The sequence below is a fragment of the Shewanella salipaludis genome, from assembly GCF_012911865.1.
In the GTDB taxonomy this organism is placed as follows: Bacteria; Pseudomonadota; Gammaproteobacteria; order Enterobacterales; family Shewanellaceae; genus Shewanella; species Shewanella salipaludis.
Genome location: NZ_JAAXYH010000012.1, coordinates 1 through 18,142, shown reverse-complemented (window position 1 = coordinate 18,142; position 18,142 = coordinate 1). Strand labels below are relative to the sequence as shown.

At 52.8% G+C, this 18,142-nt stretch carries 12 protein-coding genes and 4 tRNA genes; 6 read left to right on the top strand and 10 right to left on the bottom strand.

Annotated features, from left to right (window positions below; all coding sequences use genetic code 11):
* Positions 1-8 precede the first annotated feature (8 nt).
* Both HC757_RS14720 and HC757_RS14715 read right to left on the bottom strand, forming a co-directional pair.
* Positions 9-803, bottom strand: a complete 795-nt coding sequence (locus tag HC757_RS14720) for a RelA/SpoT domain-containing protein (RefSeq protein ID WP_169565141.1) — start codon at positions 801-803, stop codon at positions 9-11.
* 156 nt (positions 804-959) lie between these two features.
* Positions 960-3,041 (bottom strand): M13 family metallopeptidase, encoded by a 2,082-nt coding sequence (locus HC757_RS14715; RefSeq protein ID WP_169565140.1) that lies wholly within the window; start codon positions 3,039-3,041, stop codon positions 960-962.
* Between the two features lie 291 nt (positions 3,042-3,332).
* On the opposite strand from HC757_RS14715, the gene rsuA reads away from it, so the two are divergent.
* Positions 3,333-4,061 carry a 16S rRNA pseudouridine(516) synthase RsuA gene (rsuA, locus tag HC757_RS14710; protein ID WP_169565139.1) on the top strand — a complete coding sequence of 243 codons (729 nt, stop codon included), beginning with the start codon at positions 3,333-3,335 and terminating at the stop codon, positions 4,059-4,061.
* 119 nt (positions 4,062-4,180) lie between these two features.
* On the opposite strand, the gene HC757_RS14705 is transcribed toward rsuA, so the two are convergent.
* Positions 4,181-5,140: a DUF4097 family beta strand repeat-containing protein gene (locus HC757_RS14705; RefSeq protein ID WP_169565138.1), complete on the bottom strand. Its 960-nt coding sequence runs from the start codon at positions 5,138-5,140 to the stop codon at positions 4,181-4,183.
* 592 nt (positions 5,141-5,732) lie between these two features.
* Between HC757_RS14705 and HC757_RS14700 the strand changes: the two genes are divergently transcribed.
* Positions 5,733-7,595, top strand: a complete 1,863-nt coding sequence (locus HC757_RS14700) for a methyl-accepting chemotaxis protein (RefSeq protein WP_169565137.1) — start codon at positions 5,733-5,735, stop codon at positions 7,593-7,595.
* A 161-nt stretch (positions 7,596-7,756) separates the two neighbouring features.
* On the opposite strand, the gene HC757_RS14695 is transcribed toward HC757_RS14700, so the two are convergent.
* From HC757_RS14695 to HC757_RS14670, 6 genes are all read right to left on the bottom strand, one after another.
* On the bottom strand, positions 7,757-9,379 hold the full coding sequence (locus HC757_RS14695) for a methyl-accepting chemotaxis protein (RefSeq protein WP_169565136.1): 1,623 nt from the start codon (positions 9,377-9,379) through the stop codon (positions 7,757-7,759).
* A gap of 173 nt (positions 9,380-9,552) precedes the next feature.
* Positions 9,553-9,639 (bottom strand) — tRNA-Leu (locus HC757_RS14690).
* Positions 9,640-9,665: 26 nt separating this feature from the next.
* Positions 9,666-9,752, bottom strand: a tRNA-Leu gene (locus tag HC757_RS14685).
* A gap of 48 nt (positions 9,753-9,800) precedes the next feature.
* Positions 9,801-9,887: transfer RNA gene (locus HC757_RS14680), tRNA-Leu, on the bottom strand.
* A 54-nt stretch (positions 9,888-9,941) separates the two neighbouring features.
* A tRNA-Phe gene (locus HC757_RS14675) sits at positions 9,942-10,017 on the bottom strand.
* A gap of 540 nt (positions 10,018-10,557) precedes the next feature.
* On the bottom strand, positions 10,558-11,319 hold the full coding sequence (locus HC757_RS14670; RefSeq protein WP_169565135.1) for an outer membrane protein assembly factor BamD: 762 nt from the start codon (positions 11,317-11,319) through the stop codon (positions 10,558-10,560).
* A gap of 122 nt (positions 11,320-11,441) precedes the next feature.
* On the opposite strand from HC757_RS14670, the gene rluD reads away from it, so the two are divergent.
* The 3 genes from rluD (at position 11,442) to clpB (ending at position 15,805) form a co-directional block, all read left to right on the top strand.
* Positions 11,442-12,416 (top strand): 23S rRNA pseudouridine(1911/1915/1917) synthase RluD, encoded by a 975-nt coding sequence (gene rluD / locus HC757_RS14665; RefSeq protein WP_169565134.1) that lies wholly within the window; start codon positions 11,442-11,444, stop codon positions 12,414-12,416.
* A complete protein-coding gene (gene pgeF / locus HC757_RS14660; RefSeq protein WP_169565133.1) occupies positions 12,417-13,136 on the top strand; it encodes a peptidoglycan editing factor PgeF in 720 nt (239 codons plus the stop codon).
* 95 nt (positions 13,137-13,231) lie between these two features.
* Positions 13,232-15,805 (top strand): ATP-dependent chaperone ClpB, encoded by a 2,574-nt coding sequence (clpB, locus tag HC757_RS14655; protein ID WP_169565132.1) that lies wholly within the window; start codon positions 13,232-13,234, stop codon positions 15,803-15,805.
* 87 nt (positions 15,806-15,892) lie between these two features.
* Here the strand turns inward: clpB and HC757_RS14650 are convergent, their stop codons facing one another.
* Positions 15,893-16,339 (bottom strand): DUF4124 domain-containing protein, encoded by a 447-nt coding sequence (locus HC757_RS14650; RefSeq protein ID WP_169565131.1) that lies wholly within the window; start codon positions 16,337-16,339, stop codon positions 15,893-15,895.
* A 124-nt stretch (positions 16,340-16,463) separates the two neighbouring features.
* Here HC757_RS14650 and pssA point away from each other — a divergent pair, with 124 nt between their 5' ends.
* Entirely contained in the window at positions 16,464-17,345 is an 882-nt protein-coding gene (pssA, locus tag HC757_RS14645) for a CDP-diacylglycerol--serine O-phosphatidyltransferase (protein ID WP_169565130.1), read from the top strand.
* Positions 17,346-18,142 lie beyond the last annotated feature (797 nt).

Here is an 18,142-nt window from a genome sequence, read left to right as displayed (position 1 = left end):
AGCCTGAGTTAGCCGTAGGCCAACCGCCCGTGGGAAGCCATGGCCTCATCCTGGCGCTTATAGCTAAGCCAAGCCTTGTGGTACAGCTTATGGGATGCCTGTCGCAGGCGGGCTATCTGCGCCAATTCGAATTCACTCAAGGGCCGTTGTTGTTCGATAGCCGTCGCCTCCAGCGCCTGCACCTGCTCATACACTCGATGCTCAGCGCCATTTTTTATTGCCGCTATGTCCCTGAGGTGTAATTGTACCTCGGCGATCATGCCGCTCCTGGGCAGTTTCACCAGCAAGTTCAAGTCGCGATAGCCCGACGCCTTGGGGGCGGCGAAGCGGTTCTTCAATTGCACTATTTGCATGCGCTGGTTCAAGGCCTTGTAGGCCGACATCAGGTCATGGATAGTGTCCGCTATCAGGCTGGCACGGCTGAGATCTGTGATTTTACCCGCATCACCGGCAAACTTGAGCTGCACTTTTTGATGGGCTCTCCGATAACTCTTTATCTGGGGGAGCTGCACCTGAACCCGGGTCTGCTCGGCAATCGGCTGGAGCAGCTCTGCCAGCTCTATCTGGGCTGCGAAGGCCTGAGCATACAGGGTGTCCAAGTCATTACTGTTCTGCCTCAGGGGAAGGTAGCTTGCGGTTGGCAGGGCACTGAGGCCGAGATGGTTGTTCCCCGGAAACCCTTTGAGGCTGTATTTGCTCTGCTCTTCCTGAAATGGAGCTTCCAGCGCGAGTGGATTGGCTAAACTGGCTCGGCTCGATAGCAGGAGCAGGAAAATAAAGGAAGTGCGGAATAACTTAGTCATGGACGCCTCACCTTGGGTGGCTGTGGTACCAAGTTATACTGGCTCGACTTAATCCAGGCTGAATCTGAAATTAAGTTTTCTTCATCTGGGAGGTAGTGGAGTTGAGGAAAAAAACAGGCGCCCTCGGGCGCCTGTTGTGGGCTATGTCGCGTCTGATTACCAGATCTTGACGCGTTTTTCCGGTGCGACATACATGGCATCACCAGACTTCACACCGAAGGTGGTGTAAAACTGCGGCATGTTGGACAGGGCGCCCAGTGCCCGGAACTCGGCTGGTGAATGGGGATCGGTCGCCACGCGGTTACGCAGTGATTCTTCTTTGATCTTGGCACGCCAAATCTGGGTGAAGCCGATGAAGAACCGCTGATCGCCTGTCAGGCCGTCGATAACCGGAGCCTCCTTGCCATTCAATGATTTCTTGTAGGCGCGATAAGCGATAGTCACACCGGACAGATCGCCTATGTTTTCGCCCAGCGTCAGGCCGCCGTTGACGTGCAGATCATCAAATACCTGATAGCCATCGTATTGGGCGATGAGCGCAGTGCCGCGGTCAGAGAACTCTTTCAGATCTTGCTCTGTCCACCAGTCACGCATGTTGCCTTCGCCATCGAACTTGGCACCCTGATCGTCGAAGCCGTGGCCCATCTCATGACCTATAACAGCGCCTATGCCGCCATAGTTGACCGCATCATCGGCTTGCATGTTGAAGAAGGGCGGTTGCAGTATGGCGGCCGGGAACACTATCTCGTTCATGGTGGGATTGTAGTAGGCGTTGACCGTTTGTGGGGTCATGTGCCATTCATCTCTGTCGATCTGGGCGCCCAGTTTTTCCAGATCTCTCTGGTGTTCTACCTGGCTGGCGCGCATCGCATTGCCGATCAGATCGTCAGCCGCTATGGTCAGCTTGCTGTAATCTTCCCACTTGTTGGGATAGCCTATCTTGGGATTGAACTTGGCTAACTTGTCTTTAGCGGCGACCTTGGTATCGGCACTCATCCAAGAGAGTTCTTGTATGCTGTCACCGTAAGCGCCACGTAAATTCTCCACCAGTTGTTCCATTCTGTCCTTGGCTTCCGGAGTGAAGTGACGTTTGACGTACACCTTACCTACCACTTCGCCCAGCAGATTGTTGACCGTGGCGACGCCGCGTTTCCAGCGTGGCTCCTGTTCTTGTTGGCCGTTGAGTGTCTTGGCAAAGAACGCAAAGTTTTCATTATCCAAGGCATCGTTCAGTTGACCGGCGAAGTGAGTCAGCAGTTGCCACTGCATGTAAGTCTTCCATGTCGGCAGGTCTGTGTCTTTGACTAACTTGCCCAGACCTTCGATATAGCTCGGCTGGTTGATTATGATGTCGCCTTGCTTGTCGGCCCCCAGGGCAGTCAGGTAGGCGTTCCAGTTGATATCAGGTGCCAGGGTGGGCAGATCTTTAACCTGGTATTTGTTGTAGGTCTTGGTGCTGTCACGGCTTTCGACGACATCCCAGTGTTGGGCCGCGATAGCGGTTTCCAGCGCCATGATCTTCTCGGCACTTTCTTGCGGGGCGGCGAAGCCTGCCAGGGTGAACATCTTGGCGATATGTTCGACGAAGGCCTTGCGTATATTGACGAAGCGTTCTGCATCGTTGAAGTAATAGTCTTTTTCCGGCAGGCTCAGGCCATATTGCCAGATATGGGTAGCGTAACGGCTGGAGTCTTTGGCATCGACATCTATGTAGAATGCCATTGGGGTGCCGCCGCCTATGACTTGGCTCTTGGCGAAATAAGTCACCAAATCGTCTTTAGAGGCTATGGCCCGGATGGCGTCGACTTCCTTGACCAGAGGCGACACCCCAAGTTTGTTGAGTGTGTCTGTGTCCATGAAGGAGCGATACAGATCTGCGACTTTCTGTTCATCTGTGCCTGGCTTGAGATTGGCCGTTGCCGCAACTTCTTCTATGATGGCTTTGACATCGTCACGGGATTTTTCACGCAGATCATAGAAGGCGCCGACGCTGGTGCGATCGGCCGGGATTTCGGTTTGCTTGAGCCAGGTACCGTTAACATAGTCGTAGAAGTTATCCTGTGGGCGTACCGACTTATCGAAGTTGGCAAATTCGATGCCTGATCCCAAGACTTTGGTGACGGCTTGTGCCGTGGCCGTCTTGCCCGTTTCCGGTGCCTTGCTGTTGGCCTCATCATTACAGGCACTCAGGCCCAGGATCAGCGAGGCGCACAGGCCTCCAATCAATACATTTCTCATCTTGCTTCCTTCCATTTATGACGGCCCTCAACCGGAGCCTTTAGTATGCATGCTTGTTGTAATGCCTCGCGTTACCCCTTCATTGAGGGACGAAGCACAGGCATTATGGCATGTATACTAAGGCCTTATAGCCAAAGTAAACAAGTGTATTACTTCCTCTCCATGGGCCGGGAACGGCCGTATATGTAACTAAAGGTTACTGAAGGGGTCGCGTCCATGGATTTTGAGTTGGGGGAGGCGCTAAGGGGAGGGACAAGCAAATCTTTGCCCTTTGTCTGTGTGGGCCTCATAATGGCGCCAGATCCTTATTTTAAGCCGAGTATTAAAGTGCGTTTAGACAAATTTATCTGTGAGAGTACCGAACTGACCCGCTCGCTGGCGAAGAAAGCCCTGCATAGAGGCGAGGTGAGTTGTGATGGTGTGGTCGTCAAAGACTCGGGTTTTAAAGTGACTGAAACCACCCGTGTGTGTCTCGATGGCGAACCGATCTCTCTGGTGGGGGTGCGCTACCTCATGCTGAATAAGCCGGTGGATACCCTATGCTCGACCATAGATGAAATTTATCCCTCGGTGCTGAGTCTGCTCGATGTCGCCAAAGCCGATAGCTTGCATATCGCCGGGCGTCTGGATGCCGATACCACTGGCCTGGTGCTGATCACCAGTGACGGCCAATGGTCTCACAAGATCACTTCTCCGAAGAAAGAGTGCACCAAACGCTACCTGGTGCAACTGGCCGATCCCCTAGATGAGTCACTCAAGGCCAGCTTCGCGGCGGGCATAGCGCTGAAAAACGAGGACGGCCCGACCAAACCTGCGTTGCTCGAGATCTTAGAACCTCACCAGGCCAGGCTGACCATCACCGAAGGCAAATATCACCAAGTGAAGCGCATGTTTGCCGCTGTGGGCAACAAGGTTGTGGCGCTGCATAGGGAATGCATAGGCCAGATTGAACTGGACCCTGGGCTTGAGCTCGGTCAATGGCGCTATTTGACCCCGGAGGAAATCGCCTCCGTCGGCTAACTCAGGTTAATGCCATAGCGCTGAAGTGGGCTGGCTTTAAACGAGGGCCGACTTTGAATGAGGGCTGACTGCCCCGGTTGGTTTGATTACAGCGGGTGTGCGCTTGGTCTATGCCAGCCTTAGTGTGAGCCTAGCTTCACCTGGCCGCTTATGGTGCTGACGCGCATCTCTCCCCGGCCCTTGCCTGTCTGGAATTTCAGTTCGGCTCTTGGGGAGTATTTCTTCTTAACGGGTTTATCCTGACTTAACTCATTGACGATCTTGCCTCCGGGACCGCCGTCTATGACAAAACCCAGGTTTGTCTGGCCGCTGAAATTCAGCGACAGATCGCCACTGACGCTCTCGAGGCTGGCGCTCAGTATCTCGGCCGACAAGCTCAATTGACTGTCGCCGCTGACGCTTTTCAGTGTCAGGCGCTCGACTTTCGGGAATTGTCCGTGCAACTCGCCGGATACTTGTTCTATGTCGATGCGGCTGGCGTCACTCTTGGCATCGAGATCGCCGCTCACCAGGCGATAACTTATCTCCCCCGTGCTGGCGTCATCTATTATCTCCCCGGAAACGGTATCCAATTGACTCTTGCCGGCGAGCGCCAGGCTCTTGATGTCGCCGGAGACGGTCCGCAGCCGACTGTGGCCAGCGAGCCGCTCCGCACTGAGGCTACCACTGACCAGAGCCACGTCCAGTTCCCCCGTCAATGTGCTGAGCCGATAATCGGCCGATACGCCTTCGACAGTCAGGTTCAATTCCCTGGGCACCTTGATGGTGAGCGCCGAGCCCTTTTTGCCATGACCTTGGGCGTTGCGTGGCAGCTTATCCTCCAGGGTGATACTGTTGCCTTGCTGCTCGAACACCAGTCCTTCACTCTGCTCGTCCAGTGTGCCGGACACAGAAATTTCCTGTTTGTCCCAACTGAGGATCTGGACCTGGCCGCGCTGTACCTTGACTGACAGTTTGGGGGAATCCTGGACACTCAGTTGCCGTTCTACTTGCTGGGCGGCAAAGGCCGGGCCATAAAAACAGAGCAGGCCGGCGAACAGCAGAGTGCCCAGCAGCGGGGGGAATTGGACAGATTTCATGTTGTATCTCCTGAACCATTGGCATTTATTGGTATTTATTGGCAGTTTTGGTCTTGTTGCACCTGTGCTCTTGTCTTTGTTGCACCCAGGCCACGGCTGCGTTGTTTCTCTGTCGTATCTTGCTTAAACGCCACCTTGGCTCTGAGTGCTGTGGCTGCCTGACTTAACCCTCTGCCCCCAGTCTTCCCCGCATCTTGTATTCCATGGCTATTGGATAACCCAGTGTAAGGCAAAAGATTTAAACTCGGGTGAAATTGCTGCTGGAAAGATCATAAGATGAACAAAAAAACGATTCGTGGCAAGAGTTCAGTCCCGGGATTATCCCGTCGCCTTAGTGTCTGTGCGTCCATCTTTGTCGGTCCTGCCCCATCTTATGGTCGGAGTAGTGGCTTTTAAGCTGTGTTGGGGCGACTCATGTATGTTTTACCATCGGTTCCTGGCATATACTTAGACCTTGGTTTTATATCGCGATACGGACGTCGTACCCTTATTCCTGACAGCTGGATAGCTTATATTCTGTTGCTTTGGGGCTTTGCTTTTAGCCGAGCGAAGCAACAGGCATGAAATCTGTCACTTACCCCGAGGCGTTGTCATGTTGATCCGCTCAAAATTATTACTCAGTGCAACCTTGTCGATCATGGCGGTCGTGGCCATGTTCGGCTTGCAGAGATACTCGAGCCATACTCAGACCGCATTATCGCTAGCCATAAGCAATGTGGTTGAATTGGAAAAAGAAGTGCTGCTGTTGCGCAAAGATGAGAAAGACTTCTTTGCCCGTCTGGATCTCGACTATGTGGCCCATACCAAATTAACCCATGAACGGATCTCAGATCTGAGTCAGTCGCTGCAACAAACCTTGGTCGATTATGATATTTCGACTCAATCCCTGGACGGTTTCAGTCGGAGCCTGAGCAACTATAGTGCCTTGTTCAACGACGTTGTTGTTTTGCAACAGGAAATAGGTCTGACTCCGAAATCCGGCCTCTACGGTGAGTTGCGCGAGGCGGTGCATAATGTTGAATCCCTGCTGAAAGATTTCAATGAGTCTGAATTGGAAATCGCCATGCTGCAACTCAGACGCAGTGAGAAAGACTTTATGCTGCGCCGGGATCTTAAATATGTGGATGGCTTCAATGCCAATTTTGCCGATTTCAATCAACGCCTGCAGTCTTCTTCGCTGGCATCCAATACCAAGGGCGAAATCCAGAGGCTGATGCAGCAATATCAAACCGCCTTCGCGGCTTTGGTCACCAAAGAACAGCAATTGGGCCTGAGCAGCAATGACGGCAAGATGGCCAAGCTGCGGGATGCGGTCGCCCAGACGGAAGTCGATTCCGAAGCCTTGAAACAGCAGACCGTCTCGGCCATTAGGAATGTTGAAAGCAATGTTTTCATCATAGGCCTGGTAGCGTTCTTGGTCATCACCCTGCTGCTATGCGTGGTGACTTACTTGATAGTTCGCAGCATTATCGATCCCATCAACAGCATCAATAAGGTGATCAGCAATATTGAAATCAACAAAGATCTCACCCAGCGTTGCGAGATCGCGAGCCAGGATGAGATAGGCCAGATCGCGGTGCACTTCAATCGTATGGTGGAAAGCTTTCAGCAGTTGATCGAGCAAGTCATTGAATCGATTGGCGGCATGAATCAGTCCTGTTCCGAGCTATCTCACAATGCCGGCCTGACATCCCAGGGAGTGGGACGCCAACTCAATGAGACTGACATGGTGGCGACGGCCATCACGGAAATGGGTGCCACCATAGAAGAGATCGCCAAGAACACAGAATTGGCGGCGGCGAAGGCGAGTGAGACCCATGTGAATGCCCAGGATGGTCAGTTGGGAGTGGAGCAAACCATAGAGAAGATCCAGGCCTTGGCCCAGCAGCTGGATGAATCGGCCAGGGTTGTGGGTGAACTGGAGCATGACAGCGCCACCATAGGCAGTGTCCTGGATGTGATCCGCGGCATCGCCGAACAGACAAACTTGCTGGCGCTCAATGCCGCCATCGAGGCGGCCAGAGCCGGAGAGCAGGGCCGAGGTTTCGCCGTGGTTGCCGATGAGGTACGCAGTCTGGCGATGCGCACTCAGGAGTCGACTCAGGAAATTGCCAACATCATTCAGACTCTGCAGAGCCGGACCCGCTCAATAGTGCAATTAATGGAGGCGAGTCAGCAGCAAGGCGCCGACAGTGCCAAGCAAGCGGCAACTGCCGGTACCCTGCTGCAACAGATCAACGCCGACGTCACCAATATCATGGATATGAGCACTCAGATAGCGGCGGCGATCGAAGAGCAAAGCATGGTGGCGGCCGAAGTGAATAAGAATGTGGTGGTGATCCGTGACATCGCCGAAGAGTCTTCTCATGCCGCCGCTGAAAATGCCTCTTCCTCCAATGAAGTCAAATCCAGGGCCGAGTTCCTGTTCCAGGCTGTGAGTCAGTTCAAGATTTAATGAGTGGAGAGCCACGGCGCTTCTTTTTTGGCGCCGTGGGGTGAGGCTTATAGGGGAGGGGCACAAGAGTTTAGGGGAAAGAGTTCCTCTTCTTGGCTCACAAACTCATCTCGAAGTAGAGGCTAACGGCCTCTACTGCCTGTCAAAGATATGATTCAAAGCTAGAGTCTAAACTCGCCGACTTGGGTGCGCATCACAGTCGCCAGTTCGTTTAATTTCTTGACCGAGTCATTCAATTCGGCCGCGGCCTGGGTCGAGTGCTGGGCTATATCGCTGATGGCTATTATGCTGCGGTTGATACTTTCAGCGACACTGCTCTGCTCTTCTGCGGCGGTGGCGATATGGGTATTCATTTCAGTGATGTTATCGACGGAAATAACAATCCCCTCCAATGCTTGTCCTGCCTCATTGGCCTTGCTGTTGGCCTCCTCAACTTGTTTGATACCGACTTCCATGGTGCTTACAGCCTCATTGACCCCATGCTGGAGTCCGACGATCATGGATTCAATTTCCCGGGTCGACTCTTGGGTGCGCTTGGCCAGGGTGCGTACCTCATCGGCAACCACCGCGAAGCCTCGTCCCTGTTCACCGGCCCGAGCCGCCTCGATAGCCGCATTCAGCGCCAGCAGGTTGGTCTGTTCTGCAATGCCTTTGATGACATCCAGCACCCGACCTATATTGTGGCTTTCATTTGCCAGCGATGTAATGACGCTGGCGGTTTCTTGAATTTGTACCGATAACTGCGACATGCTGCCAATGGATTGCTGGACTATGTCATTGCCGTTGGCTGCATTGACATCGGCATCTCTCGCCGAGTCGGCAGCGGCAGTCGCGCTTTGAGCCACTTCGGCAACCGTGGCCGTCATCTGGTTCATTGCCGCCGCAGTCTGTTCAGTTTCTGCCTGTTGTTGGTATAAGCGTTCGTTGGCTTCATGGGTAAAGTTGCTGAGTTCAGCCGCTGAGTCGCTGACGGTATTGGCGGCTTGGGCTATGGAGAGCAAGATGCCCCTTAGATGCGCTATGACTTGGGTTAGGTTGGTGGATATCTTGCCCAATTCGTCGTCGTTAAAGGGGATAAAAGTCACGGTAAGATCTGAGGTCGATTGGATCTTTTGTAGCTGAGTGAATATATCTGCTATCGGTTTCATCACACTGCGGTTAACCCAAAACCCGAGCACTAGGCTGGCGATGACCGCGAGTAGGGTCAGCAGGATAAACAGGGTGGTCGATGATGAGTGAATGGCGTTCAACTTGTCCTTCTCTTCGCCGGCCACCCTTAGTTGCAAGCTGACAAGAGCGGCGATCTTATTACTTATGGGATCTATGACCCGATACAGGGGGACTATATCCTGGGTTAATTTGCCATCTATCTTGCCGTTGAGCTGAGCGAGTTTCAGCTCGAGTTCTGTGATCATGCTATTGGCCGGACCAAAGAGTCTGTCGGCTTCTGCGGCTAATTGGGATTCTTCCGGCGTTAATGTGGTTGCCATATATTTTTGCCAGCGCTGACGGATCTCGGTATTGGCATTTTGCAGGGCATGGGCGGCTTGTTCTGCGCTAAACTCACCCGCATTTGCCTTATTGATGGCATCTATCACATAAACCGCGTAATCATCGCCAATCACCTTGAGATCTTCCAATGGCACGACTCTGTCATTGTAAATGCTGACAACCCCGGCTTCTATCTTGCTCATCATGTTGATGGCAATCAAACAAACGCTGATCAGAAAAGTTAAGGGGATCAGGAAGCCCAGTACCATTTTGTGCTTTATTTGTAAGTTCATTATTGCACTCGCTATAGGTAGACTGATGGAGGTCATCCTTGAACCTTGTGTGCTTACCGCATGAGTAACATGCATTAGCATCAGTTATAGCAAAGCAGGAGAAAGAGGGGTATCTATAAATAATTCTGAATGCTGCAGATACAAAAAAACCTCGCTAAGCGAGGTTTAAATGTTGGTACAGATGAGAAGACTTGAACTTCCACGCCCTTGCGGGCACCAGCACCTGAAGCTGGCGTGTCTACCAATTCCACCACATCTGCATTGATTGATTTAGCGTACCAAAAATTGGTACAGGTGAGAAGACTTGAACTTCCACGCCCTTGCGGGCACCAGCACCTGAAGCTGGCGTGTCTACCAATTCCACCACACCTGCATTGTTATTCTAATCAGGAATAAAATGCCTTTCCCTAAAGTTGCAATTTGGTACAGGTGAGAGGACTTGAACCTCCACGCCCTTGCGAGCACCAGCACCTGAAGCTGGCGTGTCTACCAATTCCACCACACCTGCACTGTACCTATTGCAACCCTTTAATATCAGCCGCCTGAGCCACTGAGTTAAAGATGGTGCCCGAACCCGGAATCGAACCAGGGACACGCGGATTTTCAATCCGCTGCTCTACCGACTGAGCTATTCGGGCGACGGGCGCAATTTAAAGGCTTTTGGCGGTTCCAGTCAACTAGTTTCTGCTAAATATCTTAAAAAGCCGCTCGTTTGAATAAGTTTTGTGCATAAAGCCCGGTTTGGGCCTTCGGAGTCATCTGGCTTGAACTGAGCGTGTATGGGGGCTATTGGATGCTGCGCAGTACTTATCTGTATCTCCCTCATTTTTTGTTGCGCAGAGCCAGGCCTGATTGCCTCGACCCTAAGGCGCCTGTCACTGAAGCTTCTGTCGCCATACCTGCCATTAAAGTCCCTGTCACTGTGCCGCTGGATGCCGCTGGCTTGATGCGCGGCAGCTTAGGGCGAGACAAGGCCACAATGGTTCAAGAGTAAGGTGGCTTGCGAGAAGATGGCTTACGAGAAGGTGGGATGATGCACTGCCCAGTGCTGTCGGCATAGGACAAGCCTTGGGCGCTAACTAACGCCCAGGCCGACAAGCTTGTCGGCATTATAGATACAGATAATAAAACGCCCCGATAGCGGGGCGTTCTTCAATTCCTGACGCTGAACCCATGCGTCAGTGTGACAAGATTTGATTGTTTGGATAGTTGGCTTGCATTACCATGAGCGCATGCTGCTTCAGTTGTTCCTGCCCTAATGCGTCGTAAGCCTGTACCATGATCTCCAGCGCCCTCTCTGTAGAAGGGGTGCCCGGATAGGTTTCCAGTACAGACTGGGCTCGAACGGCGGCGGCACTCCAGGCAGTCATCTTGATGTAATACTCGGCCACAGTGATCGAGTATTTCGCCAGACGGTTTTTCAGCCCTTGCATGCGCTTTTGCGCATCGGCGGCATACTTACTGTCGGGATAACTTTTGATGAGCTTATCGAAGTCCTTGAAGGCATCCTGTGCATTTTTCGGATCGCGATCGGTTCGGTCGATATTCAACATGTCGTGAAACAAGTAGTTATCGGCCTGCATGTTGACTAGTCCACGCATATAATAGACATAGTCGATATCGGGATGGGTGGGGTTGAGGCGGATAAACCTGTCTATGCTGGCCAGGCCAGACGCCGCGTCATCCATCTTATAGTAGGCATAGATGAGATCCAGCTGAACCTGAGTCTTATGCGGACCAAATGGGAAGCGAGAATCCAGCGCTTCCAGGGTGCGGACAGCCTTAGAGTAATTACCGAGTTCCATCGACGTACGGGCCTGAGAGTAAAGTATCTCAGGGGACTTTTGACTAACGATATCTTCATCGTCGGGGCTACTGCTACAGGCAGATAAGGCCAGTGAAAGCAGGACTAAGGTTACGCCTTTGGAAAATTTATACATACTTGAATTCAATTCTTTTTAAGTTGTAGTTAAGAATTTTTCCATTTCACTATAAAATAGAAAACATCCGATTGTAACAGATAGCACACTTTTTTGGACCCCAAAACCGGGGTACGGTTCCTATGACACAAGAGATTAATCTAAAAAGCGAGATTTCAGCAACACAAACCGGCTTGAGACTCGATCAGGCATTGGCTGAGTTGTTTCCCGATTACTCGCGCACGCGCATCAAGGAATGGATCCTCTCCGGTGCCGTCCAGGTCGATGGCGTGGTGGTCGATAAGCCCCGTGAAAAGGTCCTCGAATCACAACTGATAGAGGTTGGTGCGACGCTGGAAGAAGAAGTGCATGCCAAAGCACAGGACATAGACCTGGACATAGTCTATGAAGATGAGCACATATTGGTGATCAATAAGCAGGCGGGCTTGGTGGTTCACCCGGGCGCGGGCAATGCCGATGGCACCCTGATGAATGCCCTGTTGCACCATTGCCCTGAGATCGAGCATGTGCCTCGTGCCGGCATAGTACATCGTCTGGATAAAGACACTACCGGCCTGATGGTGGTAGCGAAAACCGTCGAGGCTCAGACTCACCTGGTGGCAGCCCTGCAGGCGCGGGAAATTACCCGTGAGTATGAGGCCATAGTGTTGGGCACCATGACAGGCGGCGGCACAGTGGATGAACCCATAGGCCGTCACCCTACCAAGCGTACCCATATGGCGGTGCATCATGCGGGGAAACCTGCTGTGACTCACTACCGGGTGGCGGAGAAGTTCCGTAACCATACCCGTTTGCGACTCAGGCTGGAATCTGGCCGTACCCATCAGATCCGGGTGCATATGGCGCACATAGGCCATGTGTTGCTGGGCGACCCTGTTTATGGTGGCCGTCCCCGTCCACCGAAAGCGGCAAGTCCGGAGTTTTTCGAGATATTGAAAAACTTCAAACGTCAGGCCCTGCACGCGGTCAGACTGGAATTGGCGCATCCCTTCAGCTGTGAGATCATGAGCTGGCAGGCCCCCATTCCGGAAGACATGGCGATACTGACCAAGGCGCTGCGTCAGGACACGGTCGAGCATCCGATAGAATACCTGTAAATGCTAACTCAGCACTGGCCGCTACCGCAGAATGTTGGCATCGCCATGACAGGGCGTCATGGCGGCGTCAGCCTCAGCCCATACGCCAGCCTGAACCTTGGGCTGCACGTGGGGGACAGGGAGTCCGACGTGTTGGCCAACCGTGCCTTGCTCAAACAAAACCTGGGCCTGAACTTCGAACCTCAGTGGCTGCAGCAGGTGCATGGCACCCGGCTGGTCGATCTCGGCGCTTCGTCGATGCGAACCGCAGATGCCAGTTACAGCAATAGAGCCGAAAACATCTGCGTGGTGATGACGGCAGACTGTCTGCCCATCTTGCTATGCGACACCTCGGGTACCGAAGTGGCGGCGGTGCATGCCGGTTGGCGCGGTTTGTGTGATGGGGTGATAGAGGCCGCCATCGCAGCGTTTAAGGCGCCGGCGGCAAACTTGCTGGCCTATCTTGGACCGGCGATCGGGCCACAGGCGTTCGAAGTCGGCACCGAGGTGAGGGAGCTGTTTGTGGTTAAACATGCCCAGGCCGAGGCTTTTTTCGTTCCCCATGCCGATAAATATCTGGCCGATCTCCTTGGTCTGGCGTCCCTGAGACTCCAACTTGCCGGCGTCGAGCGTCTCTATGCCGCCAATGTCTGTACCTTTCAACAAGCGGAAGAGTATTTTTCTTACCGTCGCGATCGCGTTTGCGGCAGAATGGCCTCCTTGATCTGGCTCAAGTCTTGAGCCGAATTTGTGTCTCCTGCTTGAAATTGGCTGAATAGTCCCCATCTTTAAACTAACTAAATGCGATAACTTCATTTGTAGTTTCAGGAGGCTGTATGCGGCTCGATCGTATGACCAACAAATTTCAGCTTGCCATCTCAGACGCCCAGTCGTTAGCGCTCGGGCGCGATCATCAGTTTATCGAACCTTTGCATCTGATGATGGCATTATTGAATCAGGACTCAGGTTCCATCCATCCCTTGCTGACCCAGGCCGGGATCCGCGTCAGTGCCTTACGCTCGGCGCTCAGTCAGGAGTTGGATCGTCTGCCTCAGGTTGAAGGTACGGGCGGCGATGTGCAGTTGTCCCAGGGGCTGATCCGCCTGTTGAATCTATGCGATAAGCTGGCCCAGAAACGCAAAGACAAATACATCTCCAGCGAGCTGTTCATACTGGCGGCGCTGGAAGGCAATGATCCCTTGGCCAATTGTTTGAAAAACGCCGGTGCCAATAAGGCATTGATGGAGCAAACCATAGAGCAAATGCGCGGCGGTCAGAATGTGGACGATCCCAATGCCGAAGATCAGCGCCAGGCGCTGAAGAAGTTCACCATAGATCTCACCGAGCGTGCCGAACAGGGTAAATTGGATCCTGTGATCGGCCGTGATGAAGAAATTCGCCGCACCATACAGGTGCTGCAGCGTCGCAGTAAAAACAACCCCGTGTTGATCGGTGAGCCTGGGGTGGGTAAGACGGCCATAGTCGAAGGCCTGGCACAGAGGATCATCAACGGTGAAGTGCCCGAAGGCATCAAGAATAAGCGGGTACTGTCGCTCGACATGGGCGCGCTGATCGCCGGCGCCAAATATCGCGGTGAATTCGAAGAAAGACTGAAGGCCGTGCTCAACGAATTGGCGCAGGAAGAGGGCCAGGTGATCCTCTTCATCGACGAGTTGCATACCATGGTGGGTGCGGGCAAAGGGGATGGAGCCATGGATGCCGGCAACATGCTGAAACCCGCACTGGCGCGCGGCGACTTGCATTGTGTCGGCGCTACCACTCTGGACGAATACCGCCAATATATAGAGAAAGACGCGGCGCTCGAACGCCGTTTCCAGAAAGTCTTGGTGGATGAACCCAGTGTCGAAGATACCATTGCCATCCTGCGTGGTCTGAAAGAACGCTACGAACTGCACCACCATGTGGAAATTACCGATCCAGCTATAGTCGCGGCGGCGACCATGTCCCATCGCTATGTGTCCGACAGGAAATTGCCCGACAAGGCGATAGACCTTATCGATGAAGCCGCCTCCAGTATCCGCATGCAAATCGATTCCAAGCCAGAGTCCTTGGACAGGCTGGAGCGCCGCGCCATTCAGTTGAAACTGGAAGAACAGGCATTGTCGAAAGAAAACGATGAGGCCAGCCGGCGTCGATTGGAGCACTTGCGTGCCGAGTTGGCCGATGTAGAGTCCAAGGTGTCAGAACTCAATGAAGTCTGGCATACGGAGAAGGCCGCTCTGGCGGGGACTCAGCATATCAAGGCGGATCTCGAGCAGGCCCGCATGGATCTCGAAGTGTCCCGCCGTGCCGGTGATCTGACCCGTATGTCCGAGTTACAATATGGCCGTATTCCCGAACTCGAAAAACAGTTGGATCTGGCCTCACAAGCGGAAATGCAGGACATGACCCTGCTGCGCAATAAGGTCACGGATGTCGAGATTGCCGAAGTGCTGTCCAAGGCGACAGGGATCCCTGTGTCGCGCATGTTGCAGGGGGAGCGGGAGAAATTGCTGCAGATGGAAGGCGCACTGCATAAGCGGGTGATAGGCCAAAATGAGGCGGTGGATTCGGTTTCCAACGCCATTCGTCGCAGCCGTGCCGGGCTTGCGGATCCGAATCGCCCCATAGGCTCCTTCCTGTTTCTCGGCCCTACCGGGGTGGGAAAAACGGAATTGTGTAAGGCCCTGGCGAAATTCCTGTTCGATACTGAGTCGGCCTTGGTCCGCATCGACATGTCCGAGTTTATGGAGAAGCATTCAGTCTCTCGCCTGGTCGGTGCCCCTCCTGGGTATGTGGGATATGAGGAGGGCGGCTATCTGACCGAGGCCGTGAGACGTAAACCCTACTCGGTGATCTTGCTCGATGAGGTGGAAAAAGCCCATCCAGATGTGTTTAACATCCTGTTGCAGGTGTTGGACGATGGTCGCCTGACCGATGGCCAGGGGCGCACCGTCGACTTCAAGAATACCGTGGTCATCATGACGTCGAATCTGGGCTCCGACATCATTCAGGATAGCTTTGGTCGAGTCAGCTATGAGCAAATGAAGACCGATGTGATGGACGTGGTCATGCATAGCTTCAGGCCGGAGTTTTTGAATCGGATCGATGAGTCAGTGGTTTTCCATCCCTTGGATGCCGACAACATCAAGCACATCGCCAGCATTCAAATCGATGCCTTGCGTCAGCGTTTGGCAGAGAAAGACTTCGAGCTGGAGATCTCCGACGATGCCCTGAGCCTGATAGCTCAGTTGGGCTTCGATCCCGTCTATGGCGCCAGACCCTTGAAGCGGGCGTTGCAGCAGGAAGTCGAAAATCCGCTGGCGCAACAGCTGCTGCGTGGTGATTTATTGCCGGGCAAGGCCATCAAGGTCAGTTGTTCAGGCTCAGAATTGGTATTCGAGCAATAACCAAGGGTATCTAGCTAGGTACCGGATGAAAAAGGGAAACGCGAGTTTCCCTTTTTTATGCCTTCTATAAGTGTGGTGCCTGTGGCGTCAAGGTTGCTTAGCGCAAAAAAATTCGACTCTTCGGGTTTGTTCTTGTATCGCCTGCTGGCGTTGCTCTTCCGTCATGGCCAAGGTTTCACCCGAGGTCTTATCGCGGCGGTTGAGTTTGGTATAAGTGGTCAGCACATTAAGGTTTTGACGAGCGCTCTCACAGTTGGCTTTAGCCTGTTTAACATCTGAAGCCTTGTTTAAGGCCGCCGAAGGTGCCGATTCGGCCACTGTCGCTTGGCTTCCCATGCGCTTAGTCGGGGCTATGGAGCCTATCTTGCCCGGCTCTATGTTGTGACTGTCCAATTGTGCCGCTTTCCCTTCTTCGGGAGCCTGTTGGCTGTAATGGGTAACCCCATCCTTGTCGACCCAGGTATATATGCTAGTGGCAAATACTGGCGCAACTGAGCCCCACAGCAGACAAATCGAAAAGATGTTTTTTAACATAAAGAGATCCTAAGGTGTTCCAATGAGATAGTGCCATCGACCTGGCTTATCGATATCCGGCACTCGCCTGAAAGTATGCTATCTTGGAGCTAAAGCTAACCTCTGACAATAATGAATTCAGTGTATGCCAAATCCAGTCAACCAAACAGTGAAAAACAAAGGCATCTATTTGCTGCCTAATCTCTTTACCACCGCCGGGCTATTTTCAGGCTTCTACGCCGTTATCGCTTCCATGAATGGTCACTTCGAGGCGGCGGCTATCGCTGTCTTCGTCGCCATGATCTGCGACGGTCTCGATGGCCGGGTCGCCAGACTCACAAATACCCAAAGCGATTTCGGGGCCGAATATGACAGCATGGCCGACATGGTCTCTTTCGGCATGGCGCCGGCGCTGCTGGCCTATAATTGGGCCTTGGCGGATCTAGGCAAGATAGGCTGGCTGGCCGCCTTCATATATTGTGCCGGTGCGGCGTTGCGTCTCGCCCGCTTCAATACCCAGGTAGGTGTCGCCGATAAGCGCTATTTTCAGGGGCTCGCCAGTCCGGCTGCCGCCGCCGTGATCGCCGGGAGTATTTGGTGTGGCCATCAATATGATATCTCAGGTGCCGATATCAGTTGGATTGTGGCCTTAGTCACTGCGCTCGTCGGACTCCTGATGGTCAGCAACTTCAGATATCATTCATTTAAAGAAGTGGACTGGCGCGGTAAGGTGAACTTCATAGTGATCTTGCTGCTGGTTGGCGTCTTTGTGGTGATCTCGGTACAACCTGCATTAATTCTTTGCGTTGCTTTCTATCTCTATGCACTCTCAGGCCCGGTAATCACCATACGTACCCTAAGAAAGCTCAGGGCCAGCCACGGCAGTGAGGAGCGCAACCGAGGAGAGTCGGACATAAGTGTTGCCTCGTCAGTCGAGGAGGAAAACTTAACCGAAGTTAAGCCGAAGCTTAAAACCGATGCCGAGCAAGAAGCCAATGCAGAAGATAAGCAAGATAAAGCCGAGTAAGCAGCGGCGGGTGTGAGGAGCAATATATGCTCGGGTCATCGAATTCGCTCTAGCAATTAAATCCGGTTTTGTCCGGATTTTTTCATATCAGATGCTTCTTTCGCTCTCTTTGGTTATTAGTTATTGGTCTATCGAGTCGCAGGCAAGCCAGTTCATTGTGTGCCACAATTATTTTCCTTGAGCAAAACCCGGGCATTAGCCTGTGAGTATTCGGCACAGAAGGTTGAATGTTTTCGCTCAAAAGCCGATAAGTCAGCGATGGAATCACTGAAAACGCGGCGAGAATAAAGGAAACTCCCACTCGTTTGGGGTCAAATTGGCTTACTTATGAACGTTTGGTGTGTTTTTTGCCCGCTTGGGTGTTTTTGTTGAATAAAGCCCTTGCGCGGCCGCTGGAACTCCCTATAATGCGCATCCACTGACACGGCAGACAGCGAAAGCTAACCACCGAGTCGGGTTGATTTGAGACTGTTACTCTCTGTTGAGAATGGCACTTAAATCGACAGCGAAAAGAAGTTTTAAAAACTCCTTGACGCCAAACGGGAAATGCGTAAAATGCACGACCCTGAGCTGATGAAGCATCAGCCCCGACCCAACGCGGTCAACGCTCTTTAACAATCTAAAACAAGAAATCTGTGTGGACACTCACAGGTGTTGAGTTAATCGAAATTGTCTCTCACGAGACAATCAAAATTTAAATCAACCAATTCTTTCACGAGAGTGATGAGTGTTCATAGCAATATGTACAAAGAGTCAATCGCAAGATTGATTCGAATCAGAATTCGTTGAGCCGAACT